The sequence below is a fragment of the gamma proteobacterium symbiont of Axiagastus rosmarus genome (genome assembly GCF_059730925.1).
Genome location: NZ_AP035926.1, coordinates 516,911 through 541,158, shown reverse-complemented (window position 1 = coordinate 541,158; position 24,248 = coordinate 516,911). Strand labels below are relative to the sequence as shown.

22 protein-coding genes are annotated in these 24,248 nt (G+C 60.3%); 15 read left to right on the top strand and 7 right to left on the bottom strand.

What is annotated here, in order from left to right:
• Nucleotides 1-227 precede the first annotated feature (227 nt).
• Entirely contained in the window at nt 228-998 is a 771-nt protein-coding gene (locus AC6I8F_RS21845; RefSeq protein ID WP_021508935.1) for a transporter substrate-binding domain-containing protein, read from the top strand.
• 38 nt (nt 999-1,036) lie between these two features.
• Nucleotides 1,037-2,119: a DUF2817 domain-containing protein gene (locus AC6I8F_RS21840; protein ID WP_498028874.1), complete on the top strand. Its 1,083-nt coding sequence runs from the start codon at nt 1,037-1,039 to the stop codon at nt 2,117-2,119.
• Here AC6I8F_RS21840 and AC6I8F_RS21835 read toward each other — a convergent pair.
• Complete coding sequence (locus AC6I8F_RS21835) at nt 2,104-2,874, bottom strand: HalD/BesD family halogenase (protein ID WP_498028873.1); 771 nt, start codon at nt 2,872-2,874, stop codon at nt 2,104-2,106. The genes AC6I8F_RS21840 and AC6I8F_RS21835 overlap by 16 nt on opposite strands.
• A gap of 97 nt (nt 2,875-2,971) precedes the next feature.
• Between AC6I8F_RS21835 and AC6I8F_RS21830 the strand changes: the two genes are divergently transcribed.
• The 4 genes from AC6I8F_RS21830 (at nt 2,972) to AC6I8F_RS21815 (ending at nt 6,587) form a co-directional block, all read left to right on the top strand.
• Entirely contained in the window at nt 2,972-3,871 is a 900-nt protein-coding gene (locus tag AC6I8F_RS21830; RefSeq protein ID WP_498028872.1) for a LysR substrate-binding domain-containing protein, read from the top strand.
• Nucleotides 3,872-3,963: 92 nt separating this feature from the next.
• Entirely contained in the window at nt 3,964-5,259 is a 1,296-nt protein-coding gene (locus tag AC6I8F_RS21825) for an SLC13 family permease (protein ID WP_498028871.1), read from the top strand.
• A 27-nt stretch (nt 5,260-5,286) separates the two neighbouring features.
• Nucleotides 5,287-6,144 (top strand): AraC family transcriptional regulator, encoded by an 858-nt coding sequence (locus AC6I8F_RS21820; protein WP_104187537.1) that lies wholly within the window; start codon nt 5,287-5,289, stop codon nt 6,142-6,144.
• Nucleotides 6,145-6,179: 35 nt separating this feature from the next.
• Nucleotides 6,180-6,587 carry a DUF2000 family protein gene (locus AC6I8F_RS21815; RefSeq protein ID WP_058770312.1) on the top strand — a complete coding sequence of 136 codons (408 nt, stop codon included), beginning with the start codon at nt 6,180-6,182 and terminating at the stop codon, nt 6,585-6,587.
• Here the strand turns inward: AC6I8F_RS21815 and AC6I8F_RS21810 are convergent.
• Together AC6I8F_RS21810 and AC6I8F_RS21805 are read right to left on the bottom strand one after the other, a co-directional pair.
• Nucleotides 6,562-7,923, bottom strand: coding sequence for an amidase (locus tag AC6I8F_RS21810; protein ID WP_104187535.1), 1,362 nt, complete (start codon nt 7,921-7,923; stop codon nt 6,562-6,564). The genes AC6I8F_RS21815 and AC6I8F_RS21810 overlap by 26 nt on opposite strands.
• Before the next feature lie 3 nt (nt 7,924-7,926).
• Complete coding sequence (locus tag AC6I8F_RS21805) at nt 7,927-8,748, bottom strand: MBL fold metallo-hydrolase (RefSeq protein WP_127834988.1); 822 nt, start codon at nt 8,746-8,748, stop codon at nt 7,927-7,929.
• Nucleotides 8,749-8,852: 104 nt separating this feature from the next.
• Between AC6I8F_RS21805 and AC6I8F_RS21800 the strand changes: the two genes are divergently transcribed.
• Nucleotides 8,853-9,758, top strand: coding sequence for a LysR family transcriptional regulator (locus AC6I8F_RS21800; protein WP_275029481.1), 906 nt, complete (start codon nt 8,853-8,855; stop codon nt 9,756-9,758).
• 5 nt (nt 9,759-9,763) lie between these two features.
• Here the strand turns inward: AC6I8F_RS21800 and AC6I8F_RS21795 are convergent, their stop codons facing one another.
• Nucleotides 9,764-10,456, bottom strand: a complete 693-nt coding sequence (locus AC6I8F_RS21795; protein ID WP_125310858.1) for an SDR family NAD(P)-dependent oxidoreductase — start codon at nt 10,454-10,456, stop codon at nt 9,764-9,766.
• 131 nt (nt 10,457-10,587) lie between these two features.
• Between AC6I8F_RS21795 and AC6I8F_RS21790 the strand changes: the two genes are divergently transcribed.
• The gene (locus AC6I8F_RS21790) at nt 10,588-11,490 is read left to right on the top strand and encodes a LysR family transcriptional regulator (protein ID WP_278427236.1); all 903 of its coding nucleotides are present in this window, start codon (nt 10,588-10,590) and stop codon (nt 11,488-11,490) included.
• A gap of 1 nt (nt 11,491) precedes the next feature.
• Here the strand turns inward: AC6I8F_RS21790 and AC6I8F_RS21785 are convergent, their stop codons facing one another.
• On the bottom strand, nt 11,492-12,526 hold the full coding sequence (locus tag AC6I8F_RS21785; RefSeq protein ID WP_125310855.1) for a LacI family DNA-binding transcriptional regulator: 1,035 nt from the start codon (nt 12,524-12,526) through the stop codon (nt 11,492-11,494).
• A gap of 217 nt (nt 12,527-12,743) precedes the next feature.
• Between AC6I8F_RS21785 and AC6I8F_RS21780 the strand changes: the two genes are divergently transcribed.
• From AC6I8F_RS21780 to AC6I8F_RS21765, 4 genes are all read left to right on the top strand, one after another.
• Complete coding sequence (locus AC6I8F_RS21780) at nt 12,744-13,772, top strand: ABC transporter substrate-binding protein (RefSeq protein WP_058759035.1); 1,029 nt, start codon at nt 12,744-12,746, stop codon at nt 13,770-13,772.
• An 89-nt stretch (nt 13,773-13,861) separates the two neighbouring features.
• Nucleotides 13,862-16,084, top strand: a complete 2,223-nt coding sequence (locus tag AC6I8F_RS21775; RefSeq protein ID WP_058781082.1) for an ABC transporter permease — start codon at nt 13,862-13,864, stop codon at nt 16,082-16,084.
• Entirely contained in the window at nt 16,081-17,142 is a 1,062-nt protein-coding gene (locus AC6I8F_RS21770; protein WP_498028870.1) for an ABC transporter ATP-binding protein, read from the top strand. Before AC6I8F_RS21775 ends, AC6I8F_RS21770 begins: the two co-directional genes overlap by 4 nt.
• Nucleotides 17,143-17,156: 14 nt before the next feature.
• On the top strand, nt 17,157-17,957 hold the full coding sequence (locus AC6I8F_RS21765) for an inositol monophosphatase family protein (protein WP_021508951.1): 801 nt from the start codon (nt 17,157-17,159) through the stop codon (nt 17,955-17,957).
• Nucleotides 17,958-18,071: 114 nt separating this feature from the next.
• Here AC6I8F_RS21765 and AC6I8F_RS21760 read toward each other — a convergent pair whose 3' ends face one another.
• Nucleotides 18,072-18,710, bottom strand: coding sequence for a LysE family translocator (locus tag AC6I8F_RS21760; protein WP_058770305.1), 639 nt, complete (start codon nt 18,708-18,710; stop codon nt 18,072-18,074).
• 280 nt (nt 18,711-18,990) lie between these two features.
• On the opposite strand from AC6I8F_RS21760, the gene AC6I8F_RS21755 reads away from it, so the two are divergent.
• Nucleotides 18,991-20,193, top strand: coding sequence for a lactonase family protein (locus AC6I8F_RS21755; RefSeq protein WP_420799935.1), 1,203 nt, complete (start codon nt 18,991-18,993; stop codon nt 20,191-20,193).
• 8 nt (nt 20,194-20,201) lie between these two features.
• On the opposite strand, the gene AC6I8F_RS21750 is transcribed toward AC6I8F_RS21755, so the two are convergent.
• Entirely contained in the window at nt 20,202-21,089 is an 888-nt protein-coding gene (locus tag AC6I8F_RS21750; protein ID WP_282995495.1) for an alpha/beta hydrolase, read from the bottom strand.
• A 184-nt stretch (nt 21,090-21,273) separates the two neighbouring features.
• Between AC6I8F_RS21750 and AC6I8F_RS21745 the strand changes: the two genes are divergently transcribed.
• Both AC6I8F_RS21745 and AC6I8F_RS21740 read left to right on the top strand, forming a co-directional pair.
• Nucleotides 21,274-22,698 (top strand): hypothetical protein, encoded by a 1,425-nt coding sequence (locus AC6I8F_RS21745; RefSeq protein WP_104093393.1) that lies wholly within the window; start codon nt 21,274-21,276, stop codon nt 22,696-22,698.
• A 340-nt stretch (nt 22,699-23,038) separates the two neighbouring features.
• Nucleotides 23,039-24,244: an SfnB family sulfur acquisition oxidoreductase gene (locus tag AC6I8F_RS21740; protein WP_058776055.1), complete on the top strand. Its 1,206-nt coding sequence runs from the start codon at nt 23,039-23,041 to the stop codon at nt 24,242-24,244.
• The last annotated feature ends 4 nt before the right edge of the window (nt 24,245-24,248 follow it).

The window sequence follows — 24,248 nt, the reverse complement described above, 5'->3', positions numbered from 1 at the left end:
AGTATAACGCGGGTTAGCATAGAAAACCGAGGCTGACAGCGGCATGAGCCCCTGATGACAAAATCATGACAGAGCGTTAAGTAAAACTTAATGGCGCGATAAATTTCGCTAACTCATTAACATATATAAGAATTTGCTCTGCATTTTTGCGCGCTTTTGATGGTGGCGTCAGCGGCATCGTGTTATTACAAGGTTAAAACCTGTGAGATAGCCTGCCGGAGAGCATCATGAAAAAGCGTTGGTCTTTTGCCTTACTGTTGTCACTCAGCGCCCTCAGCCAACTGGCTGCGGCGCAGCAGACGCTGCGTTTTGGCGTCGATCCCACTTTTCCACCGTTCGAATCCAAAGCCAGCGATGGCTCGCTGCAGGGTTTTGATATTGATCTGGGCAATGCCATCTGTGCGCAGGCCAAAGTGAAATGTCAGTGGGTGCAGATTGGCTTTGACGGCAGCATTCCGGCGCTGCAGGCGAAGAAATTTGACGCCATTCTGTCGGCGATGTCGATGACGGAGAAGCGCCGCGAGCAGGTGGCGTTCAGCGATATGCTATACATCACGCCCAGCGCGCTGCTGACGCCTGCCAACAGCACGCTGACGGCGGATATCAGCACGCTGCGCGGGAAGAATATCGGCGTCGCGCAGGGCACCATCCAGGAAACCTACGCCAAAACGAAGTGGGCACCGCAGGGCGTCAACGTGGTCTCGTATCCGAATCAGATGGAGATCTATCCGGATCTGGTAGCGGGTCGACTCGATGCCAGCCTGGCAAATGCGGTTTCGGCCGAGCAGGGCTTTCTCAACACGCCGGAAGGCAAGGGCTATGTCAATAAAGCCACGCTGGTGGATAAAGCATTATTGGGCAACGGCGTGGGTATCGGGCTGCGTAAAGGCGATACGGCCAATCTTACTTTAATTAACAATGCGCTGGCCGCGCTGCACAGCAACGGCACCTACGACCGGCTGGCGCAGAAGTACTTTAAGGTTAAGGTTTATCCCTAATCGCAGGGCAATTTGCCTTCATTACGCACAGGAAAATCATGTCTTTACTCCCTGATTATACCCGGCAGCGGGCGCGATTCCTGGCCACTGTCACGCGCCAGCACGGCGCGCTGACTGCCTATCGCCATCCGCTGACCGCGCCCGATGGTGCCGCGCTGTACACCGACGTCGCGGTGATCGGCGATCCGGCGGCTCCCAAACGCATGCTGATTCTCTCCGGCACACATGGTGTGGAGGGCTATTACGGTTCAGACAGCCAGATCGCCTGGCTTGATAGCTTCGATGTCGCCGCGTTACCGCCCGACTGCGCCCTTGTGCTGGTCCATCTGCTGAATCCATGGGGCGCTGCGCATCTGCGGCGCGTCAATGAAGACAATATCGATCTCAACCGGAATTTCATCGATTTCAGCCAGCCCGCACCCGCTAATCCGCACTATGCGCTATGGCACGATCTGTACCACGGCGACCGCGCACATGCCGATCGGCTGCTGGCGGAGACACTGCAGCAGTCAGGCTGGCCGGCGCTGAAACGGGTAGTGGAAGCGGGCCAATATCAGGCAGCAGATGGCCTGTTTTATGGCGGGCAGCAGCCGGCCTGGTCGCACCGCACGCTGCACGCCATTGTCGAACAGCATCTGCGTCAGGCGCAGGTCATCCTGAGTTTCGACCTGCACACCGGTGCCGGCGCGTGGGGCCATCCGATGCTGCTGGCGATTGCTGAACAGCGCTATCCGGCGCATGACTGGGGCAAATCGTTATACGATGAGTGGCTGACGCTGCTGTTTACCGGCGCCGGGCGCGACAGCGACACCGGCGTGACCGCCACGGCAACGGGCTATGTCTCGCAGTTTCTGCTGACGTCGCTGCCTGACACGCAGCTGCTGCCGCTGGTGGTGGAGTGCGGCACTTATCCGGGCGAAGAGATGCATCGCCGGGTGCGCGACGATCACTGGCTGCATCTGCAGGGCGATCCGGCAAGCCACGCCGGACGCGCGCTGAAGCAGCAACTGGTGGAGGGGTTCTGGCCCGCCGATGAGGACTGGCGCGCCTTAACTGCGTTTCGTACCCGGCAGATTTTTCTGCGCGGCTGGCGCGCGCTGGTGGCTTACAACCGGCCGTAAAAGGTCATGCGCGCGGTTTCGGACAGCGCGATACCGGGCTGGGTGTTGTAGGCCAGCACCGCCAGCATACGCGTGACATCGCCTTCGGTGGGCGTCACGCGGTGCAGCGAATTACGCCCGCGAAACAGCACCAGGTCACCGGCATCAATATCCAGCGCCTCGACCGGCTGGCGCTGATCGAGCACGGCGGCGACGCCATCGTAGTTCATCTCGCCGGCATCCGCATCGCGCAAATCTTTCACATACTCAAATACACCGCCGCCGCGCGGTTTTTGCACCAGCAGCGTGATGGCGAAAGAGGAGTTGTCAAAATGCCAGCCGAGTTCCTGGCCGTCAGGTGCATAATGCAGATTAATCGACGACAGCGGGTCGGCATACGGATACAGCGCGTCTTCGTCCAGCACATCACACAGAAAGCGTTTAAACAGTTCGTCATTGTACAGCTGACGCAGCGGCGATTCCGCTGCAATCACATCGTCGGTGATGCAGCCTTTAGTGCTGATTACGTCACGATTGCGCGGATGATCGGCACGGTACGCCTCGTCCGGTTTCAGCAGATAGACGTTGTGCTTGCTGACGGTGTGGTAAGCCAGATGGCGCTGGGCCAGCCCGTCAGCCACGATCGCCTGCAGCGCAGCCGGTTGCAAAAACTGACGCAGCACCAGCGCGCCGTGTTGCTCCAGCTGCTGGCGACAGTGCCGACGCCAGTCGGCATCGGCCAGGGGGTGCAAATCAAATCGAATCAAAGCAGACATCGCGGTGGTTCTCTGAGTTGGCAGGTGTAGAGACTTTAACGGCCTGATATGTTGATGCCTAACGATAAATATTTAACGCCTTGCTAAGGAAACCTTAATGCCTGCACCCGCGTCGCGTTTGCCGAAAATCAGCGTGATTCAGTCGTTTAAAGTGGCAGCGGAACTTGGTAGCCTGGCGAAAGCCGCCGCGCAGCTGGCGCTGACGCCGGCTGCCGTCAGCCAGCAAATTCGTCAGCTGGAAGCGCAGCTGGGCAGCGCACTGTTTGTGCGTACCCAGAGCGGCGTGATGCTGACGGAAACCGGCAAAGAGTATCTGCGCTACGTCAGTGAAGCGTTCGACATTCTGCATCTGGGGCAGCAAAATTTGCGCCATGCGGCCAGCATGCCAAAGCTGACGCTCTATTCACTGCCGGCGCTGGCGTCGAAATGGCTGCTGCCGAATATTACCGCCTGGCGGGCTCACTGCCCGGACTGCGATCTCAGCCTGCACGGCACTCATGCGCCGGTGGATTTCAGCGCCACACCGGCAGATTTTGTCATCTGCTTTGGTGAGGATCGCTACCCGCAACTTGACAAACAACGGCTGTTCTGTGACGAGGTGCTGCCGGTCGCCAGTCCGGCGCTGATACAGCGTTACCCGGGCGAGTCGTTGCTCAGCAAGGCGCCGTTGATCCATCTGGACTGGGGCAATGAAGGCCGCTTTCTGCCCGACTGGCGCAGCTGGTTTCAGGCCAAAGGCAGTATGGAGCCGGCGGCCCAGCCGGCATTCAGCTTTAATCTCACCTCACTTGCGATCGACGCGGCAGTAGCCGGGGCCGGTGTGTTGCTGGGACAGCGTCGTCTGATTGCCGGCGAACTGGCGCGCGGCGCGCTACAGGTGGTGGATCCGCTCAGCCTGCCGCTGAGCAAACCCTATTTCCTCGCCTGGCCACAGCGCTCCCGCAGTCAGCCCGGCAGCGAGGCGCTGATTCAGTGGCTAACGCAGCTGGCGAGTTAACAAACTGTTAACTGCCGCAGCGTTCTGCGACAGGGATTGCCCTATTCTGATGCGCTTTGTGCGCAGTTGCGAAGAAAGGGAGTTCAGGCACGATGATTGATACCTCATTCTGGCTGACCACGCTGGTGGTCAGCATCACAATTTTGCTGTGGGCGCTGGCGCGGTTGCCGGAATACCTTACCGCGCTGCTGTTTTTTGCGGCGGCGATGCTGCTGTCGATAGCGCCAGTCAGCAGCGTATTCAGCGGTTTTGCCTCCTCAGCGTTCTGGCTGGTGCTGAGCGGTTTTGTGCTGGGCGCGGCGATCCGCAAAGTGGGCCTTGCCCAACGCTGGGCCAACTGGCTGGTGGTGCCGTTCAGCCAGAGCTGGCCGCGGATGGTGGCGGGCACGGTGCTGCTGAGTTATCTGCTGGCGCTGGTGATGCCGTCGAACATGGGACGCATCGCGCTGCTGATGCCGGTGGTGCTGGCGCTGGGCGAGCGGGCCGGTATCCGGCCGGGCAGTCGCGGCAGCATTGGGCTGGCGCTGGCGGTGGGCTTCGGCACCTTTCAACTCTCTGCCAGTATTCTGCCCGCCAACGTGCCAAACCTGGTGCTGAGCGGCGCGGCGGAAAATGCGTATCAGCTGCATTTGCAATGGCTGCCGTGGTGGCTGCTGCACATGCCGGTGGTGGGGCTGGGCAAAGGTATTCTGCTGGTTGCCTGCATTACGCTGCTGTTCCGCGCTCAGCCGCAGCCGGTGGCAACGCGGGAAGCATTGCCGGCGCTAAGCGGGCGCGAATGGCGGCTGATTGGCCTACTTGCCGTCACGTTACTGTTGTGGATGACCGACAGCCTGCACGGCTTATCTGCTGCGTGGGTCGGGCTGGCCGCGGCGTGTCTGTGTTTGTTACCGCGCGTGGGCTTTCTTTCGGGCGACGATTTTGCCAGCGGCGTCAATTTCCGCACCTGCATCTATATCGCCGGCATTCTCGGCGTCGCCACGGTGGTGGTGGACTCTGGCCTGGGGCGGCTCATCGCCAATGCACTGCTTCACCTGCTGCCGCTGCATGATTCGCCGTCATTCAGTAATTTTGCCGTGCTCAATGCGCTGGTGACGCTGCTGAATTTTGTGCTCACCGCCAACGGCGTGCCGGCGATGGTTACGCCGATGGCGCAGGAGCTGGCTGCCGCTTCGGGCTTTCCGCTACTGAGCGTGGTGATGTTGCAGGTTTTTGCCTACGCCACCCCGCTGCTGCCATATCAGGCGTCGCCCATCGTGGTGGCAATGGGGCTGGGGAATGTGCCTGCCAGAGCCGGTTTGCAGCTGTGCCTGCTGGTGTTTGTGCTGAGCGCGCTGCTGCTGTTACCGCTGGATTATCTGTGGTTCCGGCTGCTAGGCTATGCCTGATACGCCGTCAGAGGTCACGAATTCGCTATGTCAGCTACTAACGATTGGGTTGATTTCCGTCGCGATGAGGAGACGGGCATCGAAAGTGTTAACGCGCACTTCTGCGGCCACGCTTACGATCCGCATGACCACGACGAATTGCTGGTCGGTGTGACGCAGCAGGGGCTGCAGCGCTTTAACTGTCACCGCGCGCTACACACCAGCACGCCGGGCCGCGCTATTCTGATTGAGCCGGGCGCGGTACACGATGGTCACGCGCCCGATGCCGCCGGTTTTACCTATGTGATGCTTTATCTGCCGCAACCCTGGGTGGCGGAGATGATGCAGCGCCGCGGGCTGGGCGATGTGGCGAATATTCAGGGGGCATTTCGCTCCACGCTCACCGATGATGCGCAGCTGGCCAGTGCGATTCAGCAGGCATGGTTTGCGGTGCATCAGCGGGAAGGGCGGCTGGCGCGCGATCAGAGCCTGGATCATCTGCTCACGCTGCTGTCCCGGCATCTGGAAAATAAACCAGGCATGCAACTCAGTGACGCTCAGCGGCAGATGCATCTGCTGCGTGACTATCTGCACGATTTTATGGCGCAGGATATCGGGCTGGACGATCTGTCGCGCTTGTCCGGCATCGATCGTTTCCGCCTGACGCGCCAGTTTAAGCAGGCGTTTGGCCAGTCGCCGCACGCCTATCTGGTGCGGCTGCGGCTGCGTAGCGCGCGTGCGCTGCTGGCACAGGGCGTTGAGCCAGTGCAGGTCGCAGCGCAGGTGGGCTTTGCCGACCAAAGCCATCTTGGCCGCTGGTTCCAGCGCGCTTATCGTCTCACGCCCGCCGCCTATCAGCGCCAGTGCACAAACGTTCTATACCGCTCTATGCCGGCTATCCGATGATGGGATTTTTAATCCTCACCGGAGAGTTCTGACAGATGTTTGATACCAAAATTGCCCTAATCGTACGTGATGATTTAGCCACCTGGCAGCGCCTGAATGTGGTGGCTTTTCTGGCGACCGGCATTGCGGCGGCCGCGCCGGAGATGATGGGTGAACCCTACGTCGACGCGCTCGGTCGTCAGTACGGCAACATGGCCGGCCAGCCGATGCTGGTGTTTGCCGCCGATTTAGCCGGCCTGCAACGGGCGCATCGCCAGGGCGTAGAGCGCGAGTTAACGCTGATTCCCTACGTCGAAGCGATGTTTTCCACCGGCCACGATGCCGCCAACCGCGCGGTGTTTCTGGCCGAAGACGCCGATAATCTCAACCTGGTGGGCATCGCGCTGCGCGGCCCGAAAAAGGCGGTGGATAAAGCCATCAAAGGGCTGGCGCTGCACGGTTGAACGGCGGGTGCGCCTGTTCAATCTGTTCTGCCGCCATTAACAGCACATCTTCCCGCTCGCGCAGCGCCAGAAGCTCCAGGCCGATGGGTAACCCTTCCGTACTCAGGCCGACCGGAATGCTGATTGCCGGTGCGCCGGTGACGGCTGAGATCAGCGCGTTGCTGCCAGGCTGTAACTCGCCATGCTTCACTGGCGGATGGCGGACTACCGGATAAGCGAGCAGGTCGATCTGCTGCTGCTGAAAAAACTGCGCCAGCTGCTGATACAGCCTCTGCTGGCGCAGCTGCACCTCGCGATAGCCGTCACTCTGCATGCCGGGATGCTGCGCGCGGGTTTTGAAGGTGGCCTCCAACTGGGGATGATAGCGTCCTGAAGCGGCAATCGCCGCCAGCGTGCGCAGCGGTGCCTGCGGTTTATCCGCCAGCCAGGCGGCCAGCGCGTCGGCAAATTCATAGGCAATAATATTGGCTTCCGTCGCCAGCGTCTCCAGCTGCGGCCAGCTCAGCATGCGCGGCTGAAACGGTGCCACAGCATCCTGCACCGCCTGGTTAATCTCCGTTTCCTCTGCGGCAAATCCTTCCTGCCAGATGCCGATGCGCAACGGCCGGTCGGGACGGGAAAAACGCTGGCCCGTGAGTATTTCACTGATCAGCCGCAAATCAGCCGCGTAGCGCACCAGCGGTCCGGGGATATCCTGGGTAGGCGACAGCGGCACGATGCCAGCGCTGCTCAGTGCACCGCGCGTCATACGTAAGCCGAACAGGCCATTAAACGCGGCCGGAATGCGCACCGAACCGGCGGTATCACTGCCTATCGCCAGCGGCACGAAGCCTGCGGCCACCGCCACGGCTGAACCGCTGCTTGAACCTCCCGGAGAACGGCCTTGCTGCCAGGCATTATGGGTGAAGCCACTCAGCGACGACGCGCCGGTGATGCCTGCTGCCAGTTCATGCATGGTGGTTTTGCCGATGAGGATTGCGCCAGCCTGACGCAGAGCCGTAACCAGCGGTGCATCCTCGCTGGCAATCACATCGCGCAGCAGCGCCGAACCGGCACTGGTCGGCCAGCCTTTGACTTCAATGTTGTCTTTAATCAGCAGCGGAATACCGGCCAGTGGGCCAACTGGCGCATTCTGCTGCCGTGCGGCATCGCTGGCAGCGGCCGCAGCCAGCGCGTCATCGGCAAACAGCCAGCTGATGGCGTTGTAGCGCGGCTGATCCACGTCAGCAATGCGCTGCAGCGCAAACATGGTGAGCTGGCGTGCGCTCACCCGGCGCTGGGCCAGCGCCTGTTGCATATCCCCCAGCGACGCGGTGAGGTAATCAGCGTATTGCATGGTTCAGGCCTCCACAGGAATCCATTGCCGCTCTGGCGAAACCCGGCCGCACGAACTGCCGGCAAAATGTGAGCTGCACCAGAGTGCCTGATGGCGGATGCACCAGTCTATCAGTAACTGACGTGACGTTACGGCGCGCGGTAAATCCTCACAAAAAACTGAGTTCCATTGCGGATGTGCAAACTGAACTGGATGATGCATCACATCACCGCTAAATACCGCATGGGCACCGGCGCTTTGCAGCACAATTGAAGCGTGATCGACGCTGTGGCCCGGCGTCGGCATATAGCGCAGCACACCGGCAAACAGCGGGGAGTGCTGCACATCAATGGTTTCCAGCTGGCCGCTCGCCAGCAGCGGCGCAAGGCTGTCGTGATACAGCGCCTGCATCGACGGCGTGCTACGGCACTGTGCCAGTTCACGCGCTGAACAGATGTAACGCGCATGATGAAACATCGGTTGCCAGCGGCCAGCGCGCCAGCAGGTATTCCAGCCGACGTGATCGGTGTGGATATGCGTCATCAGCACCAGCGTCACTTCATCAGGGTCGACGCCCGCTTCGGCCAGACGTTGCGGCCACGCGGTTTGCAGCTGGTGAAACAGCGGCTTGTTATCGCGGTTTCGGCCATTGCCCGTTGCGGTATCAATCACGATGGTGTCGCGAGCGGTGCGCACCACCCAGCTATGGATGGATAGCTCTGCCGGCTGCTGTGCCAGCGTGTCGCTCATCGTCTCGCGGTGTGCCGGAAACAGCGCAGCGAAGGGGAGTGAGCTGGTCTGCTCGATCACTTTATCAATGCTGCATTCACCTATGTGCAGGGTCATATTGCCTCCTTAAAGCGTGGTGCCTGTTACTACAGGTCACTATACTGAGAGCTATATCATTATTTAAATCGATTAAAATCATGAAAGGCATCAATGAAAATGATTTGAGCAGAATTGACCTTAACTTATTGATTGTGCTGCTGGTCATGTATGACGTGCGTAGCGTAACCCAGGCGGCACACCGGCTTTATCTGGGGCAGCCGGCAGTCAGCGCGGCATTAAAAAGATTGCGGGCAATGTTTGACGATGCGCTGTTCGTGCGTTCCTCGCAAGGCATGATGCCCACGCCGCGCGCAGAGCAGCTGGTGCGCCAGATCGCACCCCTGCTACAGAGCGTCCATCGCGTTATTTTCACTGCCGATCGCTTTGATGCCGCGCACGATAGCCGCAGTTTTACGCTCGGCATGAGCGACTGGCTCGAGCACTGGCTGATGCCCGATTTACTGCTGCAGCTGGCCGACTCGGCTCCGAATATTGATATCCGGGTGGTGGCTGCCGATCCGTGGCAGGCCATTCCGCTGATGGAGCAGCAGCAGGCTGACGCGGTGGTGACCGTCGGAGAGGAAACCAGCCGCGATCTCACGCGGGAGCACATTGCGCGCGCCGGCTTCCGCACGGTATGGCATCGCGGACAAATTGACCTTGCACCACCGCTGACGCTGGCGCAGTTCGTGCAGTATCAGCATGCGCTGGTCTCCTATCGCGGCGTGAGTGAAAGTGCGCTGGACGCCGCGTTAGCCCGCGAGGGGCTGACGCGCCGCGTGCGTTATGTCACGCCGCACTTCTCGGTGTTACCGCTAATGTTGCAGCGTCTGCCGCTGTTCGCGACCGTTCCGCAGGGACTGGTGCAGGCATGGCAAGAGCGCTATGCGCTGAGTACGACGGCGGTGCCGATCGGCATGCCGGATTATGCGCTTTCGCTGCTGTGGCATAACGCCCGGACCGAAGACCCGGCGCACCGCTGGCTGCGCGCCACGCTGCGTCAGCTGATCGAACGCAAGCTGGCGTGAAATGCTTACCACGGCACTACGCGGCCGAGGTAATCGAGATAGTGCAGGCCGCCGCGTCCGGTCTGGCTTTCCACCGTGTTGAGCAGATTCGGGATGCTCTCCTCAATGCTCAGTCGCGCCCCGGCACCACCCATGTCGGTGCGTACCCAGCCGGGGGCCAGCAGCAGTAGCGTGCGTGCATCGTCGTGACGCGCGGCAAAGCTGCGCATAAACATATTCAGCGCCGCTTTACTGCCGCGATACACCTCGTAGTTGCCTTGGGTGTTGTTGGTGAGACTGCCCTGGCCGGAGGACATCACCGCCAGCGTGCCATGCGCGCTGACGTTGTTTCTGAAGGTTTCCAGCACGCGCAGCGGGCTCAGCGCGTTGGTGACCATTACGCGAATAAACTCTTCCGTCGACACATCGGCAAGGGTTTCGCGATCGTCATTTTTCACGCCCGCGTTGACCAGCAGCAGATCGAACTGCTGGCCGCTTAGCCGCAGATGCAGGGCGTTGACCTCTGCTGGCACGGTGATGTCCACGCTCTCCACCGTCAGCTGCTGCGGGTAGCGCTGCGCCAGCTGTTGCAGCGCGTGAAGGGAGTGCTGGCGGCCGGTCGCCACCACCTGATAGCCACGCTGCAGCATATTCTCCGCCAGCGCGAAGCCGATGCCGCGTGAAGCACCAATCAATAAAGCACGGGAAGCCTTGTTCATGACCCTCTCCTGGTTTTGGGGTGAGTGAAAAGTCTACCCTTGCATGACAACAGGCGGAACGCGCAGCATCTGCATAGATAACCTGCAGCAAACGCCTTGCCAGATGGCGCTCAATCAATAAGGATAATGCGATGAATAGCGTCGATTTGAATTTACTCCCTGCGCTGGACGCGCTGCTCAGTGAAGGCAGCGTAGTGGGCGCTGCGCGTCGTCTGGGGCTGAGCGAGTCAGCGATGAGCCGCACGCTGGGGCGACTGCGTGCTGCCACCGGCGATGCGCTGCTGGTGCGCGCCGGGCGCGTGATGGTGCTGACGCCACACGCCGAAGCGCTGCGCGGCCAGGTGCATGCCACTTTGCAGGACACGCAGGCGCTGCTGAGTCCACCCGCGCAACGCTTTGCTGCCGCCGAGCTGCAGCGCCACTTCACGCTGCGTACCAACGAAGGTTTTGTCGAAGCGTTTGGCAGCGCGCTGATCGCCGCAGTCCGCGCACAGGCGCCCGGCGTGCAGCTGCGCTTCATGCCGAAAGCAGAGAAAAATGATCGACCGCTGCGCAGCGGCGACGTTGATCTGGAGATTGGCGTACTGGGCAATATGGGACCGGAGATTCGGCTGCAGGCGCTGTTTCGCGATCGCTTCGTCGGCGTGGTGCGCGCAGGGCATCCGTTACTCGCGGACGTGACGTTGGCGCAGCTGGCCGCATATGGTCACATCGTGGCGTCAAGGCGCGGTGAGCTGGGCGGGCCGGTGCATGAGGCGCTGCTCGCCGCCGGTTTTACCCGCCAGGTGGCGGCCGTGGTACCCGCTTTTTCCACTGCCGTCGCGCTCACGCTGCACAGCGACTGGCTGGCGCTGGTGCCGCATACGCTGTGCCTGCACCATCCGCTAATCAAACATAATCCGGCGTTTGCGATGTTTGAATTACCGTTTGCCACGCCAGAGGTGACGGTGTCACAGCTATGGCATCCGCGGCTGGAGCAGGATGCCGCACACCGCTGGTTGCGTGACACGGTACGGCAGGTATGCCGCGCTTAGATCAGCCGCCACGCACCGATCCGCGCCATACCACATCAGCCTGATACAGTAGCATGTCGTGCTGCTGCTCACTCTGCGGCGTAAAACCACTTTCCGCCTGCTCGGTCTGCGTCAGCCAGGCGATGGCGTCGCGGGCAAAGCGCTCCACCGGCTGGGCGAAGGTGGTGAGATTGTAAGATGACCAGCCAGCCTGCGCGATATTGTCGTAGCCAATCAGGCACAAATCCTCCGGTACGCGCAGCTGGAAACGGTGGCGCGCTTCATCCATGAAACCGCAGGCCATCAGGTCGGTGACGCAGAACACTGCGTCCGGGCGCTGATGACGCGTCAGCAGGCGATGCGCCAGGATCTGACCGCTCTCATACGAGGTGGTGCCGAATCGCTCCACGCTGACCGTCAGTCCGGCGCGCTCCGCCACGGCGATAAACGCCGCTTCACGTTTGATCAGGCTCGGCGTACCGGCCAGCGAATTGGCGAACGCCAGCTGACGGCAGCCGGCGCGCTGAAACGCCATCACCGCCGTTTCGGCCGCCGCCTGCGCGTCGAGGTTGATGCTGAGCGAGCCCGGCAGCGCTTCGTCGCGGTTGATCAGGATGATACGCTGACCGTGCTGATAGCACTGGCGGGTGATGGTGCGATCCGGCATGCCGGAAAGGATGATGGAGGCGTCGGCGCGAAAATTAATCGCCTGTAGCAGCGCGGCGGAGACGCTGTTGTCGGAACGATCGGTATTAATCAGCATCGCCACTTTGCCCGCTTCCTGTAAAAACTGTGTCAGCCAGCGCACCAGTGTGGCGCGGTAAGGCGTGGCGATTTCAGAGACGATCAGGCAGACGATGCCGCTGCGGTTGCGCACCAGCCCGCGCGCCAGGTGGTTAACGTGATAGCCCAGCTCCTGCGCCGCTTTCATCACCCGGGCACGGGTGGCTGCAGAAACGCTGGCACCGGGCGTAAAGGCGCGCGACACCGCCGAACGCGACACGCCCGCGCGATCCGCCACATCCTGCGCGCTCACCCCGGCTTTGTCATTCTGCATCTTCAACTCCTCACAATTACGGCTGAAAAGCAGTCTGCCGTAAATTGCAAAGCTGTGCAATTTGTCTGCGATCACATTTGTTGCATTTTTGTGACACAGCCTGTCAATTGCAGATTGCGCTATTTGACAGGCTATTTTCTGTTCATTACTAATTTGCACACACGTGCAAATAAAAACCTCTGTTAAGCACGGAACCCTGCCAACCAAGGAGAACATCATGCGCTACACCTCACTGGCCATCGCGCTGTCCCTCAGTTGCACCGCGCTGCCGTTTGCCGCGACGGCCGCTGGCAATCTCAATATGGTCTGCTCGGCGGACGTGGTGGTGTGCGAACATATGACGCGCATTTTCAGCCAGGCACATCCGGATATTAAAGTCAGCATGGTGCGCCTGTCAGCGGGTGAAGCCTATGCCCGCCTGCGCAGCGAAGCGCGTAACCCGCGCACCGACATCTGGTGGGCCGGCACCGGCGATCCGCATATGCAGGCGGCGGAAGAGGGGCTGACGCAGCCGTATAAATCGCCGCTGCTCGACCAGCAGCAGGACTGGGCGCAGAAGCAGGCGGAAAACTCAGGTTACCGTACGGTAGGGATTTATGCCGGTGCGCTCGGCTGGGGCTACAACACCAAACTGCTGGCGGATAAAAAGCTCAAAGCGCCAGCCTGCTGGGCTGATTTGCTCGATCCGGCCTTCAAAGGCGAAATTCAGATTGCCAATCCGAACTCGTCCGGCACCGCCTATAACACCCTGGCGACGCTGGTGCAGATCATGGGCGAGGACAAAGCGTTCGATTACCTGAAAAAGCTCAACGCCAATATTTCCCAGTACACCAAATCCGGCTCGGCGCCGGTGAAGGCAGCGGCGCGGGGCGAAACCACCGTGGGCATCGTATTTATGCACGACGCGGTGGCGATGGAAGTCGACGGCTTCCCGATCAAAACCGTCGCGCCCTGTGAAGGCACTGGCTATGAGATTGGCTCAATGTCGATCGTCAAAGGGGCACGCAATCTGGCCAATGCCAAAGTGTGGTACGACTGGGCGCTTAGCGCCGAAGCGCAGTCGCACATGAAAGAGGCCAAATCCTTCCAGCTGCCGTCAAACCGCAGTGCTGAGATCTCCGAATACGCGCCGCGCTTCGAGAACATCAAACTAATTGATTATGACTTCAAAACCTACGGCGATTCCGCCAAACGTAAAGCGCTGCTGAGCCGCTGGGATAAAGAGATCGGCGCCAGCGCGCAGTAATGCCGCATCGCCGGACGCTGCCGCTGGCGGCGGCTTGCCGGTTCCGACAGCGCTAAGGATGGCGCGATGATTCCGCATTGAGGTAACACATGAACGCAAATAATCGCCGTCTGACGGGCGCGCTGCTGCTGGGCGCCGTCGCGCTGTTGCTGCTGCCGTGGTACAGCCTGGAAGCAGGCTTTTTCGATAGCGGCTGGCTGCTTAACCTGTGGCGTGATGAAGCCAGCGCGCCGGCACTGTGGCAGATCGGCAGCCATCCATGGCTGGCGCTCGCCGTGGCGCTGCTGGCGCTGTGCGCCGCCTGTGGTTTACTGCCCGGCAGCGCACGCAGCCGGTTGCTGCTGCTGTTCAGCGCGCTGGGCGTGATCTTCCTGATTGTGGAAGGGCACGCGATTGGTTACAGCGGCTGGAGCTGGCTATGGCTGGAAAATCGCTTCGGCGCGCTGCCGCAGGGACAGCCAGCGATGGGCGCTGGCGCGCTCCTGCTGCTGACCGTGTTTTTGCTGCTGTTCTCGTTTGCGCTGGCCGAACGCGGCGTGCTGAAAGGCGATGCCTTTGTGGTGGCGTCGCTGGTGCTGCTGACTGCGCTGGTCAGCATCTTCGTACTCTATCCGGTGCTCAGCATGTTTGTGGTGTCGGTGCAGGACGTTGACGGCAGTTTCAAACCGGACGGTTTGATCAGCAATTTACAGGATCCGTCGATCTGGAGCCTTGCCTGTCTGAAAGGCGGCACCTGCGGCACCGCGTGGCGCACGCTGTGGCTGGCGTTGATGACTGCCAGCGGTTCGACGCTGCTGGGTCTGGCCTTTGCCCTGGCGGCAACGCGCACGCCGCTGCCCTGCAAAAAAGCGCTGCGCATGCTGACCATTCTGCCGATCATCACGCCACCGTTCGTGATTGGTCTGGCGCTGATTTTGCTGTTCGGTCGCTCGGGCGTGGTGACGGAGCATCTGGCGGCGCTGTTTGGCATCGAGCCCGGCCGCTGGCTGTATGGCCTGACCGGTATCTGGATTGCTCAGGTGCTGTCGTTCACGCCGATTGCCTTTCTGGTGCTGATTGGCGTGGTGGAGGGCGTCAGTCCGTCGCTGGAAGAGGCGTCGCAAACGCTGCGCGCTAACCGCTGGCGCACCTTCAGCCGCGTTTCGCTGCCACTGATGGCGCCGGGTCTGGCTAATGCCTTTTTAATCAGCTTCATCGAAAGCATGGCCGATTTTGGTAATCCGATGGTGCTGGGCGGCAGTCACGGCGTGCTCTCTACCGAAATTTTCTTCTCGGTGGTAGGCGCGCAAAACGATCCGAGTCGCGCCGCGGTGCTGGCGATGATTTTGCTGTGCTTCACGCTGGCCGCCTTTGTGCTGCAGCGGCTGTGGCTGGGTGGCAAAAACTTCGCCACGGTGACCGGCAAGGGCGACGGCGGCAAACATGGTCAGCTGCCGCGTCTGCTGCGCTACGGCGTATACGGCATGGTGATTCCATGGGGTCTGTTTACCCTGGTGATCTACGGCATGATTGTGGTGGGCGGCTTTGTGCAGTCGTGGGGCCTGAACGATGCGCTGACCATCGAACACTACGTGCGCGCTTTCCGCGTCAGCGTCAGTGACGGTCATCTGCTGTGGAGCGGCGTGGCGTGGAACTCGTTCTGGACCACGCTGGAAATTGCCCTGATTGCCGCACCGCTCACCGCCGTGGTGGGCCTGCTGACCGCCTGGCTCATCGTGCGGCAGAAATTTGCCGGTCGTCAGACGTTTGAGTTCCTGCTGATGCTGAGCTTTGCCATTCCCGGCACGGTGATCGGCGTCAGTTACGTGATGGCCTATAACCTGCCGCCGCTGGAGATTACCGGCACCGCAATGATCCTGATTGCCTGCTTTGTGTTCCGCAATATGCCAGTCGGCGTGCGCGGCGGTATCGCAGCGATGAGCCAGCTGGATAAAAGCCTTGATGAAGCGTCACTGACGCTGGGTGCCAGCAGTTTCCGCACGCTGCGCAAAGTGGTGCTGCCACTGCTGAAACCGGCAATCAGCGCGGCGCTGGTGTACGCCTTTGTCCGCGCCATCACCTCGATCAGCGCGGTAATCTTCCTTGTCAGCGCTCAGTACAACATGGCGACGTCCTACATCGTCGGGCTGGTAGAGAATGGCGAATACGGCGTCGCCATCGCTTACTCCACGGTGCTGATTGTGGTGATGCTGCTGATCATTGGCGTGTTCCAGTGGCTGGTGGGCGAACGTCGCCTGCGCCGCGTGGCGCGCCCGGTGGACGTCGCCGCGCCACCTGCTTCCCCTTCGTTAACTCAGGAGAGTGCCGTATGACCGCGATTACTGCTGGTTCCGTGGTGTTTGAACACGTCGAAAAACGCTTTGCCGGTTTTACCGCGCTGCCGGATTTATCGCTGACGGTGGAGCCAGGTACGCTGGTGACGCTACTGGGGCCTTCCGGCTGCGGTAAAACCACCACGCTGCGCCTGCTGGCCGGCCTGGAACATCCGACTTCGGGGCGTATTTTAATTGGTGGCAAAGACGTAACGCATCTGCCAGCCAACGAGCGCGACGTGGCGATGGTGTTTCAATCCTACGCGCTGTTTCCGCATATGAGTGCGCTCGACAACATCATGTACGGCCTGCAATCGTCCGGCATGAGCAAAAAGGAAGCGCAGGATCGTGCGCGCGAAGGGCTGAAACTGGTCGGGCTGGAGAGTCAGGGGCAGCGGCTGCCGTCCGAACTTTCCGGCGGGCAGCAGCAGCGCATTGCGGTGGCGCGCGCGCTGGTGCTGGAGCCGCAGGTGCTGCTGCTGGATGAGCCGCTCTCCAATCTCGACGAGCGCCTGCGCCGCCGGGTGCGCACGGATATTCGTGATTTGCAGCAGCGGCTGGGCTTCACGGCGGTGTATGTCACGCACGACCAGGAAGAGGCGCTGGCGGTGTCGGATAAAATTATTGTCATGAAAGAGGGCGATATTGCTCAGCAGGGCGCGCCGGAAAGCCTGTATCACGCGCCCAATTCGGTGTTCATCGCTGACTTTATGGGCGAAGCCAATATTCTGCCGTGCGAAGTCGAACAGGTAGAAGGCAGTGAAGCGCTGGTGCGACTCGGCAGGCAGCGCTATCGCGTGCGTGGTAACGGCGTCACGACCGGCTCCGCGCAGCTGTCGGTCAGACCACAGTTCATTACCCTGCACAGCGGTGCTGAAGGCGCACTGCGCGGTGAGGTGACGCACGCCACCTGGCTGGGCGATCACATCGAATACGAGGTCAACACGGAACTGGGCTCGCTGTTCATCGTCGATGCGCAGATGGAGCAGCAGCTGCCGCTGGACGCCCGGGTGGCGATTGATTTTAAACCTCAGGGTCTGGCCCTGATTGCCGGTTAATTTAAGGATAACGCATGAGTGATACGAAAAATGACGCGCTGCAATCGCGTCTGCTGCTGGCCGAACGCGTCGCGCGGGCGGGCGGGGAGAAGGCGCTGGCCTACTTCAATCAGCGTGACACGCTGGTGGTCGAAACCAAGCACGACCTGCAGGATGTGGTATCACGCGCTGACCGCGAGGTGGAACAGATGATCGACCAGCAGATTCGCGCCAGCTTCCCGGACGACGGTTTTCTTGGCGAGGAGTACGGCCTGCAGCCGGGCACGTCAGGCTACACCTGGGTGGTCGATCCGATTGACGGCACCAGCCCGTTCCTCAACGGTATGCCAAACTGGTGTGTTTCCGTTGCGGTGCTGCATGACGGCGTACCGGTGATTGGCGTGATCTTTGCGCCGACTTATCAGGAGTGCTACGTCGCCGCGCTCGGCCAGGGCGCAACGCTGAATGGCCGCCGTTTACAGGTGGATCCGTCACGTACGCTGCAAAATCACGTTACCGGCTTTGGCGCTAATAGCTATGTCAGCCCGGAAGAGGTGGGCCGCCTGCTGGCGTCACTGCTGGCAGCGGGTGGCAACTTTATCCGTATCGGATCTGGTGCGCTGATGCTGGCGTGGGTGGCAGCCGGACGCGTGGTGGGCTATTTCGAACCCTACATGCACGCGTGGGATTGCCTGGCCGGTTACTGTCTGGTGAAAGAGGCCGGCGGCTGGTATCACCCGTTTAACACCGAGGGCGATCGGCTGTTAAAAGGCGCGCAGGTGCTGGCGGTGGCGCCGGGTGCGCAGGCAGAGCTGAGGCGGATTGCCGGCGTTTAAGTGGTGCATTTCACGGCCGCGCGGCGTTTTCCGGGTCGCCATCCATGGCGACCTTACTACGCTTGCGCTGTCGTAACTGGATAATCGCATGATTTCAAACGATTACGTGGTGACTTAAACCGCCACGAACTCGCGGTATCCCGACCAAATCACATACACCGCGAAATAACAGAAAATCAGCGCTGAGGCGAGATACGAATACTTCAGCAGGCGCTCGCCTAACAGCTTTCCGCCCATGCTGCCGATCAGGCAGATTACACAGGTCCACACCACCCCGGCGAGGAAAAACCCGCTGAGAAACCACGAAGTTGCACCGGCATCACTGTGGCCGATGCGGGCTATCAGCGCGCCGCCCACGCTGGCGAACCACAGAATCGCCGTCGGTGACGACATCGCCAGCACGATGCCGCGCCGAAATTCGCGCAGCAGTGAACGATAAGGCTGGGTTTCAGCCGTGGGAATGTCGATTTTTTTGGCCAGCGCGGCGTAAAGCATTTTAGCGGCAAACCACAGCAGCAAGATGCCGCCGCCAATCCATAGCAACCAGCGCACCGGCGTAAACTGCAGTACCACCGCCATGCCAGCCATCGCCAGTAAGGCGTAAATTAAATCACCCACGCAGGTGCCCATGCCCAGCCAGAAACCGTGCAGATAACCGCGCTGCATCGCCAGCGTCAGCATGGCGATGTTGGCGAGTCCGATATCCAGACACAGCGATAAACTCAATAAAAAACCATTAGAAAACGGCAGCATAACGTCGTGACCATCCCTGAGTTCGGTAAAGGAAAGATTAAAGCATGCGTGCCGGGGCTTTTTACACTGCTTCCTGCCATCCATAACCAAACGCTATGACCTATTAGCAAAGGCACAATTAAATAAACCGATTTGTGAAGCTGATCGGCCTGCGCAGCTTTGCGCGCAGCGAATGCCACTATAGTCGTTAACGAGACGTTAACAACGTCCGTTTCAATACAAAAAAATCAACCTGGTTTGGGCGCAGGCCCGTGAAAATTCCGATTATGGTGGAAAGACAATGAGTGGATACCCAAAACCGGCAACTGGCGGTTTAGCAACTAACTTAACCGTGGCAATATCACTGGCTCTATTGACGCTGGCGGGGAGTGCTATGGCGCAGAACACGGAACATCATCAAACAGCATTAGTCGGCACCTGGACCAGTATTCCGGATGCCCCTGCGGTACAAAAGCCGGATCGACCCAGTGAAGGTTTGTATCGCATGCAGGTCAACAGCGACGGGACGCTCAAGCCGCTAGAGGTGATCAGGATGAAAAGCCCGTCGTGGATCGTTAAATCACGCGACGGGCGGTTTGCTTATACCACCAATGAAGAGAATGCCGGTGCCGTTACCGCGCTGGCGATCGATAAACAGGGCGCAGTGCGGGTGCTGAATCAGGTCGACAGCCACGGCGAGCAGCCGACGCACGCCACTCTCAGCCCGGACGGCAAATTCCTGTTTGTCGCCAACTATTCGGTGGCGAAAGGCGGAGCAGGGGTGACGGTGTTCCCGATTGCGTCGGACGGCAAGCTGGGCGAACAGGTCCAGCATTTCGCGTTCAGCGAAGGCAGCGGCGTGGTAAAAGATCGGCAGGATGGCGGCCATGCGCACTCCACCACCTTTACCCATGATGGCCGCTATCTGTATGCGGCCGATCTCGGTGACGACAAACTGCACGCCTATCGCTACCACGCGGATCGGCGAGAGCCGCTGCAGGCGGATACCAGCCGTGATGTGAGCTTTGCGCCAGGTGCGGGTCCGCGCCACATGGTGTTCTCCGCCGACGGTAAACACGCTTATGTGATTACTGAAATGGCGGGCGAAATCGTGGTGTTCCGCGTCACTGATGACCGGCTGGAACGGCAGGCACAGGTGGCGCTGAATACGCAAAACAGCAGCGCCGCCTATAAAAGCGGTGGCGGCATCATTCTCAGCCCGCAGGGTAAATTCCTGATTGCCGCTAACCGCGGATCTGACAATCATCTGCTGGTGTTTAAGATTGCCGCCGATGGCAGCCTGACAGATCCACAGCGCTATGCCGCCGACGGTATTGAGCCGCGCGCGCTGGCGTTTGATAACAGCGGTAAACACCTCTATGTCACCAACGTGTTTACCAACACCATTACGCTGTTTGATTTTGATGCGCACAGCGGCAAGCTGAGCGCGCGCGGTGTGGCGGCGAAGCTGGCAACGCCAACCGACATCAAATTCTTTAACTAGCTGCCCTTTCACTCATCCGGTGCGCGTGACGGCGCACCGTCTTCCGCCATAGCCGACAGCGCGCTTTCCAGCGAAGCCGGAAACATCTGGCCGTGACTGAGCCCGGGAAACAGCTGGAAGCGAGCCGCCAGGCCTTTTTCATGCATGCCGTCGAGAGTGGTGCTAATCCGGCTCAGCACATCGATGACGCCGGGACGTGATTCGCCGTTGCCTTCCATCAGCACCAGCTGCTTCTGCTTAAACGATGCGGGCGTCACCGCTGCCATTTGCTGCAACAGCGTTGCGTCGCCGCGCAGGGAAGGACTGGCGGCAAAATAGCGCTGGAAAAATCCGGAGGTCAAGTAGCTGTCCAGCACAAACAGCCCGCCGTAAGAGTGGCCCCACAGCGCACGCTGCTGCGCATTGATCGGCAGATGCTGTTCGGCACGCGGCGCGATAGTCTGTTCCAGCAGCTGGCGGAATGCGGCACTGCCGCCGGCTGGCCGGCCGCGACGATCCTGCACCTGCTGCGGCGGGGTGTAATCCAGCGTGCGCGCAGCGAGATCGAACGGCAGCGGGGTCTGATAGCCTACCGCCACCAGCACCGGCGGGTTGCCTGCTGCCAGCTTCTGCAACAGTGCTTCGCTGAGATGGTTCATCACCGCGTTGCCATCCAGCATATACAGCGCCGCGTAACCTGTGGCCGGTGCCGGTTTACGTGGCACCGCCGTCCACACCTTGTAGTGGCGCTGGCCGTCAGCGGAATCAAACGTGTTAACAGTGAAGCGATACCAGGCAGAGCCTTTGTCGGCAATATTGGGTCCGAGCGGCGTCATATCAGGCCGGGCGAAACCGACAGCGGGGCTGAGCAGCAGGTTCAGCAGGGTGAACAGCGGAATGATAAAGCGATAAATCATGGCGCTTCCTTACTAGCTGGCGAGTCAATTACTTCCGTGTCACAGCGAAAGCGCCAGACAGATTAGTGATAATGATTATTAATTTCAACAACCATTTTGCACCGTCATGCGCCGTGCGGAAGTGTAAAGATTTCGTCAGGATCGCCGATAACGTAGCGGTATAATACCAGCGAGGATAGTCAGGATGATTAACGGTATCGGACCGGGTAGTTTCTCACCGCTCCATCTCAGCAGCGCCAGCGCACGCGTGACCAGCAGCACGGCAAGCAATGCGACCCGGCAAAATAGTCTGACGGCAGACGCCTCAGCGAAAGTCACCTTTAGCGAAGCCACCGACGCCATCTCTGCGGTGTACCAAATGACGCCGGCGCGCGTCACCGCCAGCACGCCTCTTTCGCCTGATATGCAGACGCAGGCGATGGGTGCGCTGCGCAGCTCGGGCGTCAGCATGAACGGTATTGGCAGCGCGCTGCTGAGCGCACTGACGCAGCAGCGTGACGATGTCACCATCAGCGTACCGGCCAGCGGCGGCGCGCAAACTGACACGCAGAGCGCGGTGGCACTGGAGATTACCACTCAGTCCGGCGTGAGCCTGACTCTGCAGATGACGCGGCAGCAGGATGGCGTAGCGGTGGCACTGAAAACCACTCACGGTAAGCTGAGCGATGACGAAGCTGCGGCAATTGCCAAACTTTCTGGCGCGCTGGAGAAAACCCTGAGCGGGCTGGATAACGGCAACGGTAAACTGGATGTCGGTGACCTGCTCAGTTTTGACAGTAACCAGCTGGCCAGCGTTGATCTGAAAACCGACCTGCGTCGCAGCGGCGAAGTGATGCAGTCGCTGAATCTGCATGCCGACCCGGGTTCACGCTGGCTGGGTTTCCATAATGCCGACGCCAGTTTCAAACTGACGACGGACATGCGCAGCCTGGCGCAGGCCAGCAACGCCGGTCAGCAGCAGAGCGCCCTGGCGCAGTGGAGCGCGAAATTTGATCAGGCCGCTTCGCGCGGTCACGGCGATCGCGCGGCGCTGGCACTGTTTAAGCAGGGTTTCGAGACCTTAAACAGCACCAGCGCGGCGGCCGGCGTGGCGATGCGCACCCCGCAGGCGATCACCGTAGGCGCGCATGCGGCGCAGGCCGGTGCCATCAGCGGCCTGGCGGATTTCTCGGCCAGCTATCACCAGACGGCGCGCTCCAGCAATCCGCTGAAGCCGGAAGAAGAAGATACTTTCGCTCTGGATGTGGCGCAGCGCAGCAGCCAGCAGAAGAACGGCGATACGCAGCGCATGACGCAGGAAACCCTGTTTAAGCTAAACGCCAGTTTTCATACCGCGCTAAGCGCCAGTTCGCCGCTGGCGCTCAATGAAACCAAAGAGTCACAAAACTATCACTACCACCAGATTCACGATGAAACGCGCAGCACCACTGAGGTGACGCAGGATGCGCAGGGTAACCTCACCGCCCGTTTCGCCCAGCAGCTGACGCAGCAGGAAACGGTGAAGACTTATCAGCTGGCGAAGCTGATCGACAGTACCAGCACACCGCACAGTGAGAAGAGTGAATCGACGCGCCACTATTCCCCGGCGATGTATCTGGCGCAGGCGTAATACCGGGATAACGTAATGCCCACTCTATTGCGCCAGCCCATGGCGCAATAAAACAATAATGTCATTTATCACTATCGATAGCGGAATTAATACTTAAGATAATTCGCCCGTGTCACTCAGCGTAATAACCCTGCATCTCCGCGCCCGCTAACGCCTTCTTATCCCTGATAAATTCTTTATTCTCTTTCTGCATGCCGTTTGCCGGATATAGCATAACCGTGCTCTTTACCGCTGTTATTCCCGCTGATTATCATCGCGCTCAATCTGTTATTAAATTACGGCTCTCTGCCCTGGCAGAATGAGCCTGTGAATCACAGCAAAATAAAAAGTGAATCCAGCGATGACGCAAATCAGGGCTCAACAACTTCAGCGCGCGGCGGTGATTACGTCTGACGCGGCGGCAATCGACGCCGCCCGCCACCTGGCGGAACAGGCGAAAGCCGGGGCAGCCGAACGCGACCAACAGCGTATCTATCCGCGTGAACTGCTCGATCAGTTCACCCAGCTGGGGCTGGGCAGTATCAGCGTGCCGCGCCAGTTTGGCGGCGGCGGTTTGTCGTTTGGTACCGTGGCGGAGGTGTTCCGCCTGATCTCCGCCAGCGATCCGTCGCTTGGCCAGATTCCGCAAAACCACTTCGGGCTGATCCAGTTCATCCTGGGGGAAGGCAGCGCGCAACAGCAGCAGCGCCTGCTCAGCGCGGTGGTACAGGGCCAGCGGCTGGGCAACGGCGGTCCGGAAAAGAACAGCAAACACACGCGTGATATGCAGGCGCAGCTGGTGTCAGGCCCGGAGGGGTTACGGCTCAGCGGTGAAAAGTTCTATTCCACCGGTGCACTGTTTGCCGACATTCTGGTGACCACCGCGCAGCAGGAGGGCCAGCCGGTAATGGCGTTCATTCCGCTGCCGGCAGCGGGCGTTGAGATTATCGATGACTGGTCGGGTATCGGTCAGCGCACCACCGCCAGCGGCACGGTGAAGCTCCAGCAGGTGGCGGTCGATGCCGGTTTGACCATCGCGCTACCGTCGCCCGATAAGCCAACGCTGCGCGGTGCCGTATCGCAGCTGATCCAGGCCGCGATTGACGCCGGGATCGCCCAGGGCGCGCTGGATGAGGCGCTGGCGTTTATTCACAGCAGCTCGCGTCCGTGGGTGGACGCGGGCGTGAGCCGCAACGCAGACGATCCTTACATTCTCGCCGATGTCGGGCGTATCAGCACCGAACTGAGCGCCGCCAACGCGCTGCTGGTGCGGGCGGCGCGCGTACTGGACAGCATTGACCCGCACGCGCTTACCGCTGCGCACTGCGCGCGCGCCTCCATCGCGGTTGCAGAAGCCAAAGTGCTGACCACCGAAATTGCGCTGAAAGCCAGCGAAAAGCTGCTGGAGTGGAGCGGCAGCCGCGGCACATTGCTGAAGCATGGGCTGGATCGCCACTGGCGCAACGCGCGCACCCATACGCTGCACGATCCGGTGCGCTGGAAAACGCACGCCATCGGCAACTATTACCTCAATGATGTTCTGCCCGCGCGTCATGCGTGGATTTAAGGAG

Bases quoted from the DNA above. Each gene is read 5' to 3' on its own strand.
- AC6I8F_RS21760 (WP_058770305.1), bottom strand. From the start codon at position 18,710: ATGCTGCCGTTTTCTAATGGTTTTTTATTGAGTTTATCGCTGTGTCTG.
- AC6I8F_RS21785 (WP_125310855.1), bottom strand. From the start codon at position 12,526: ATGCAGAATGACAAAGCCGGGGTGAGCGCGCAGGATGTGGCGGATCGC.
- AC6I8F_RS21775 (WP_058781082.1), top strand. From the start codon at position 13,862: ATGAACGCAAATAATCGCCGTCTGACGGGCGCGCTGCTGCTGGGCGCC.
- AC6I8F_RS21755 (WP_420799935.1), top strand. From the start codon at position 18,991: ATGAGTGGATACCCAAAACCGGCAACTGGCGGTTTAGCAACTAACTTA.
- AC6I8F_RS21790 (WP_278427236.1), top strand. From the start codon at position 10,588: ATGAATAGCGTCGATTTGAATTTACTCCCTGCGCTGGACGCGCTGCTC.
- AC6I8F_RS21830 (WP_498028872.1), top strand. From the start codon at position 2,972: ATGCCTGCACCCGCGTCGCGTTTGCCGAAAATCAGCGTGATTCAGTCG.
- AC6I8F_RS21845 (WP_021508935.1), top strand. From the start codon at position 228: ATGAAAAAGCGTTGGTCTTTTGCCTTACTGTTGTCACTCAGCGCCCTC.
- AC6I8F_RS21820 (WP_104187537.1), top strand. From the start codon at position 5,287: ATGTCAGCTACTAACGATTGGGTTGATTTCCGTCGCGATGAGGAGACG.
- AC6I8F_RS21750 (WP_282995495.1), bottom strand. From the start codon at position 21,089: ATGATTTATCGCTTTATCATTCCGCTGTTCACCCTGCTGAACCTGCTG.
- AC6I8F_RS21805 (WP_127834988.1), bottom strand. From the start codon at position 8,748: ATGACCCTGCACATAGGTGAATGCAGCATTGATAAAGTGATCGAGCAG.
- AC6I8F_RS21745 (WP_104093393.1), top strand. From the start codon at position 21,274: ATGATTAACGGTATCGGACCGGGTAGTTTCTCACCGCTCCATCTCAGC.
- AC6I8F_RS21780 (WP_058759035.1), top strand. From the start codon at position 12,744: ATGCGCTACACCTCACTGGCCATCGCGCTGTCCCTCAGTTGCACCGCG.
- AC6I8F_RS21795 (WP_125310858.1), bottom strand. From the start codon at position 10,456: ATGAACAAGGCTTCCCGTGCTTTATTGATTGGTGCTTCACGCGGCATC.
- AC6I8F_RS21840 (WP_498028874.1), top strand. From the start codon at position 1,037: ATGTCTTTACTCCCTGATTATACCCGGCAGCGGGCGCGATTCCTGGCC.
- AC6I8F_RS21770 (WP_498028870.1), top strand. From the start codon at position 16,081: ATGACCGCGATTACTGCTGGTTCCGTGGTGTTTGAACACGTCGAAAAA.
- AC6I8F_RS21810 (WP_104187535.1), bottom strand. From the start codon at position 7,923: ATGCAATACGCTGATTACCTCACCGCGTCGCTGGGGGATATGCAACAG.
- AC6I8F_RS21835 (WP_498028873.1), bottom strand. From the start codon at position 2,874: ATGTCTGCTTTGATTCGATTTGATTTGCACCCCCTGGCCGATGCCGAC.
- AC6I8F_RS21765 (WP_021508951.1), top strand. From the start codon at position 17,157: ATGAGTGATACGAAAAATGACGCGCTGCAATCGCGTCTGCTGCTGGCC.
- AC6I8F_RS21740 (WP_058776055.1), top strand. From the start codon at position 23,039: ATGACGCAAATCAGGGCTCAACAACTTCAGCGCGCGGCGGTGATTACG.
- AC6I8F_RS21825 (WP_498028871.1), top strand. From the start codon at position 3,964: ATGATTGATACCTCATTCTGGCTGACCACGCTGGTGGTCAGCATCACA.
- AC6I8F_RS21815 (WP_058770312.1), top strand. From the start codon at position 6,180: ATGTTTGATACCAAAATTGCCCTAATCGTACGTGATGATTTAGCCACC.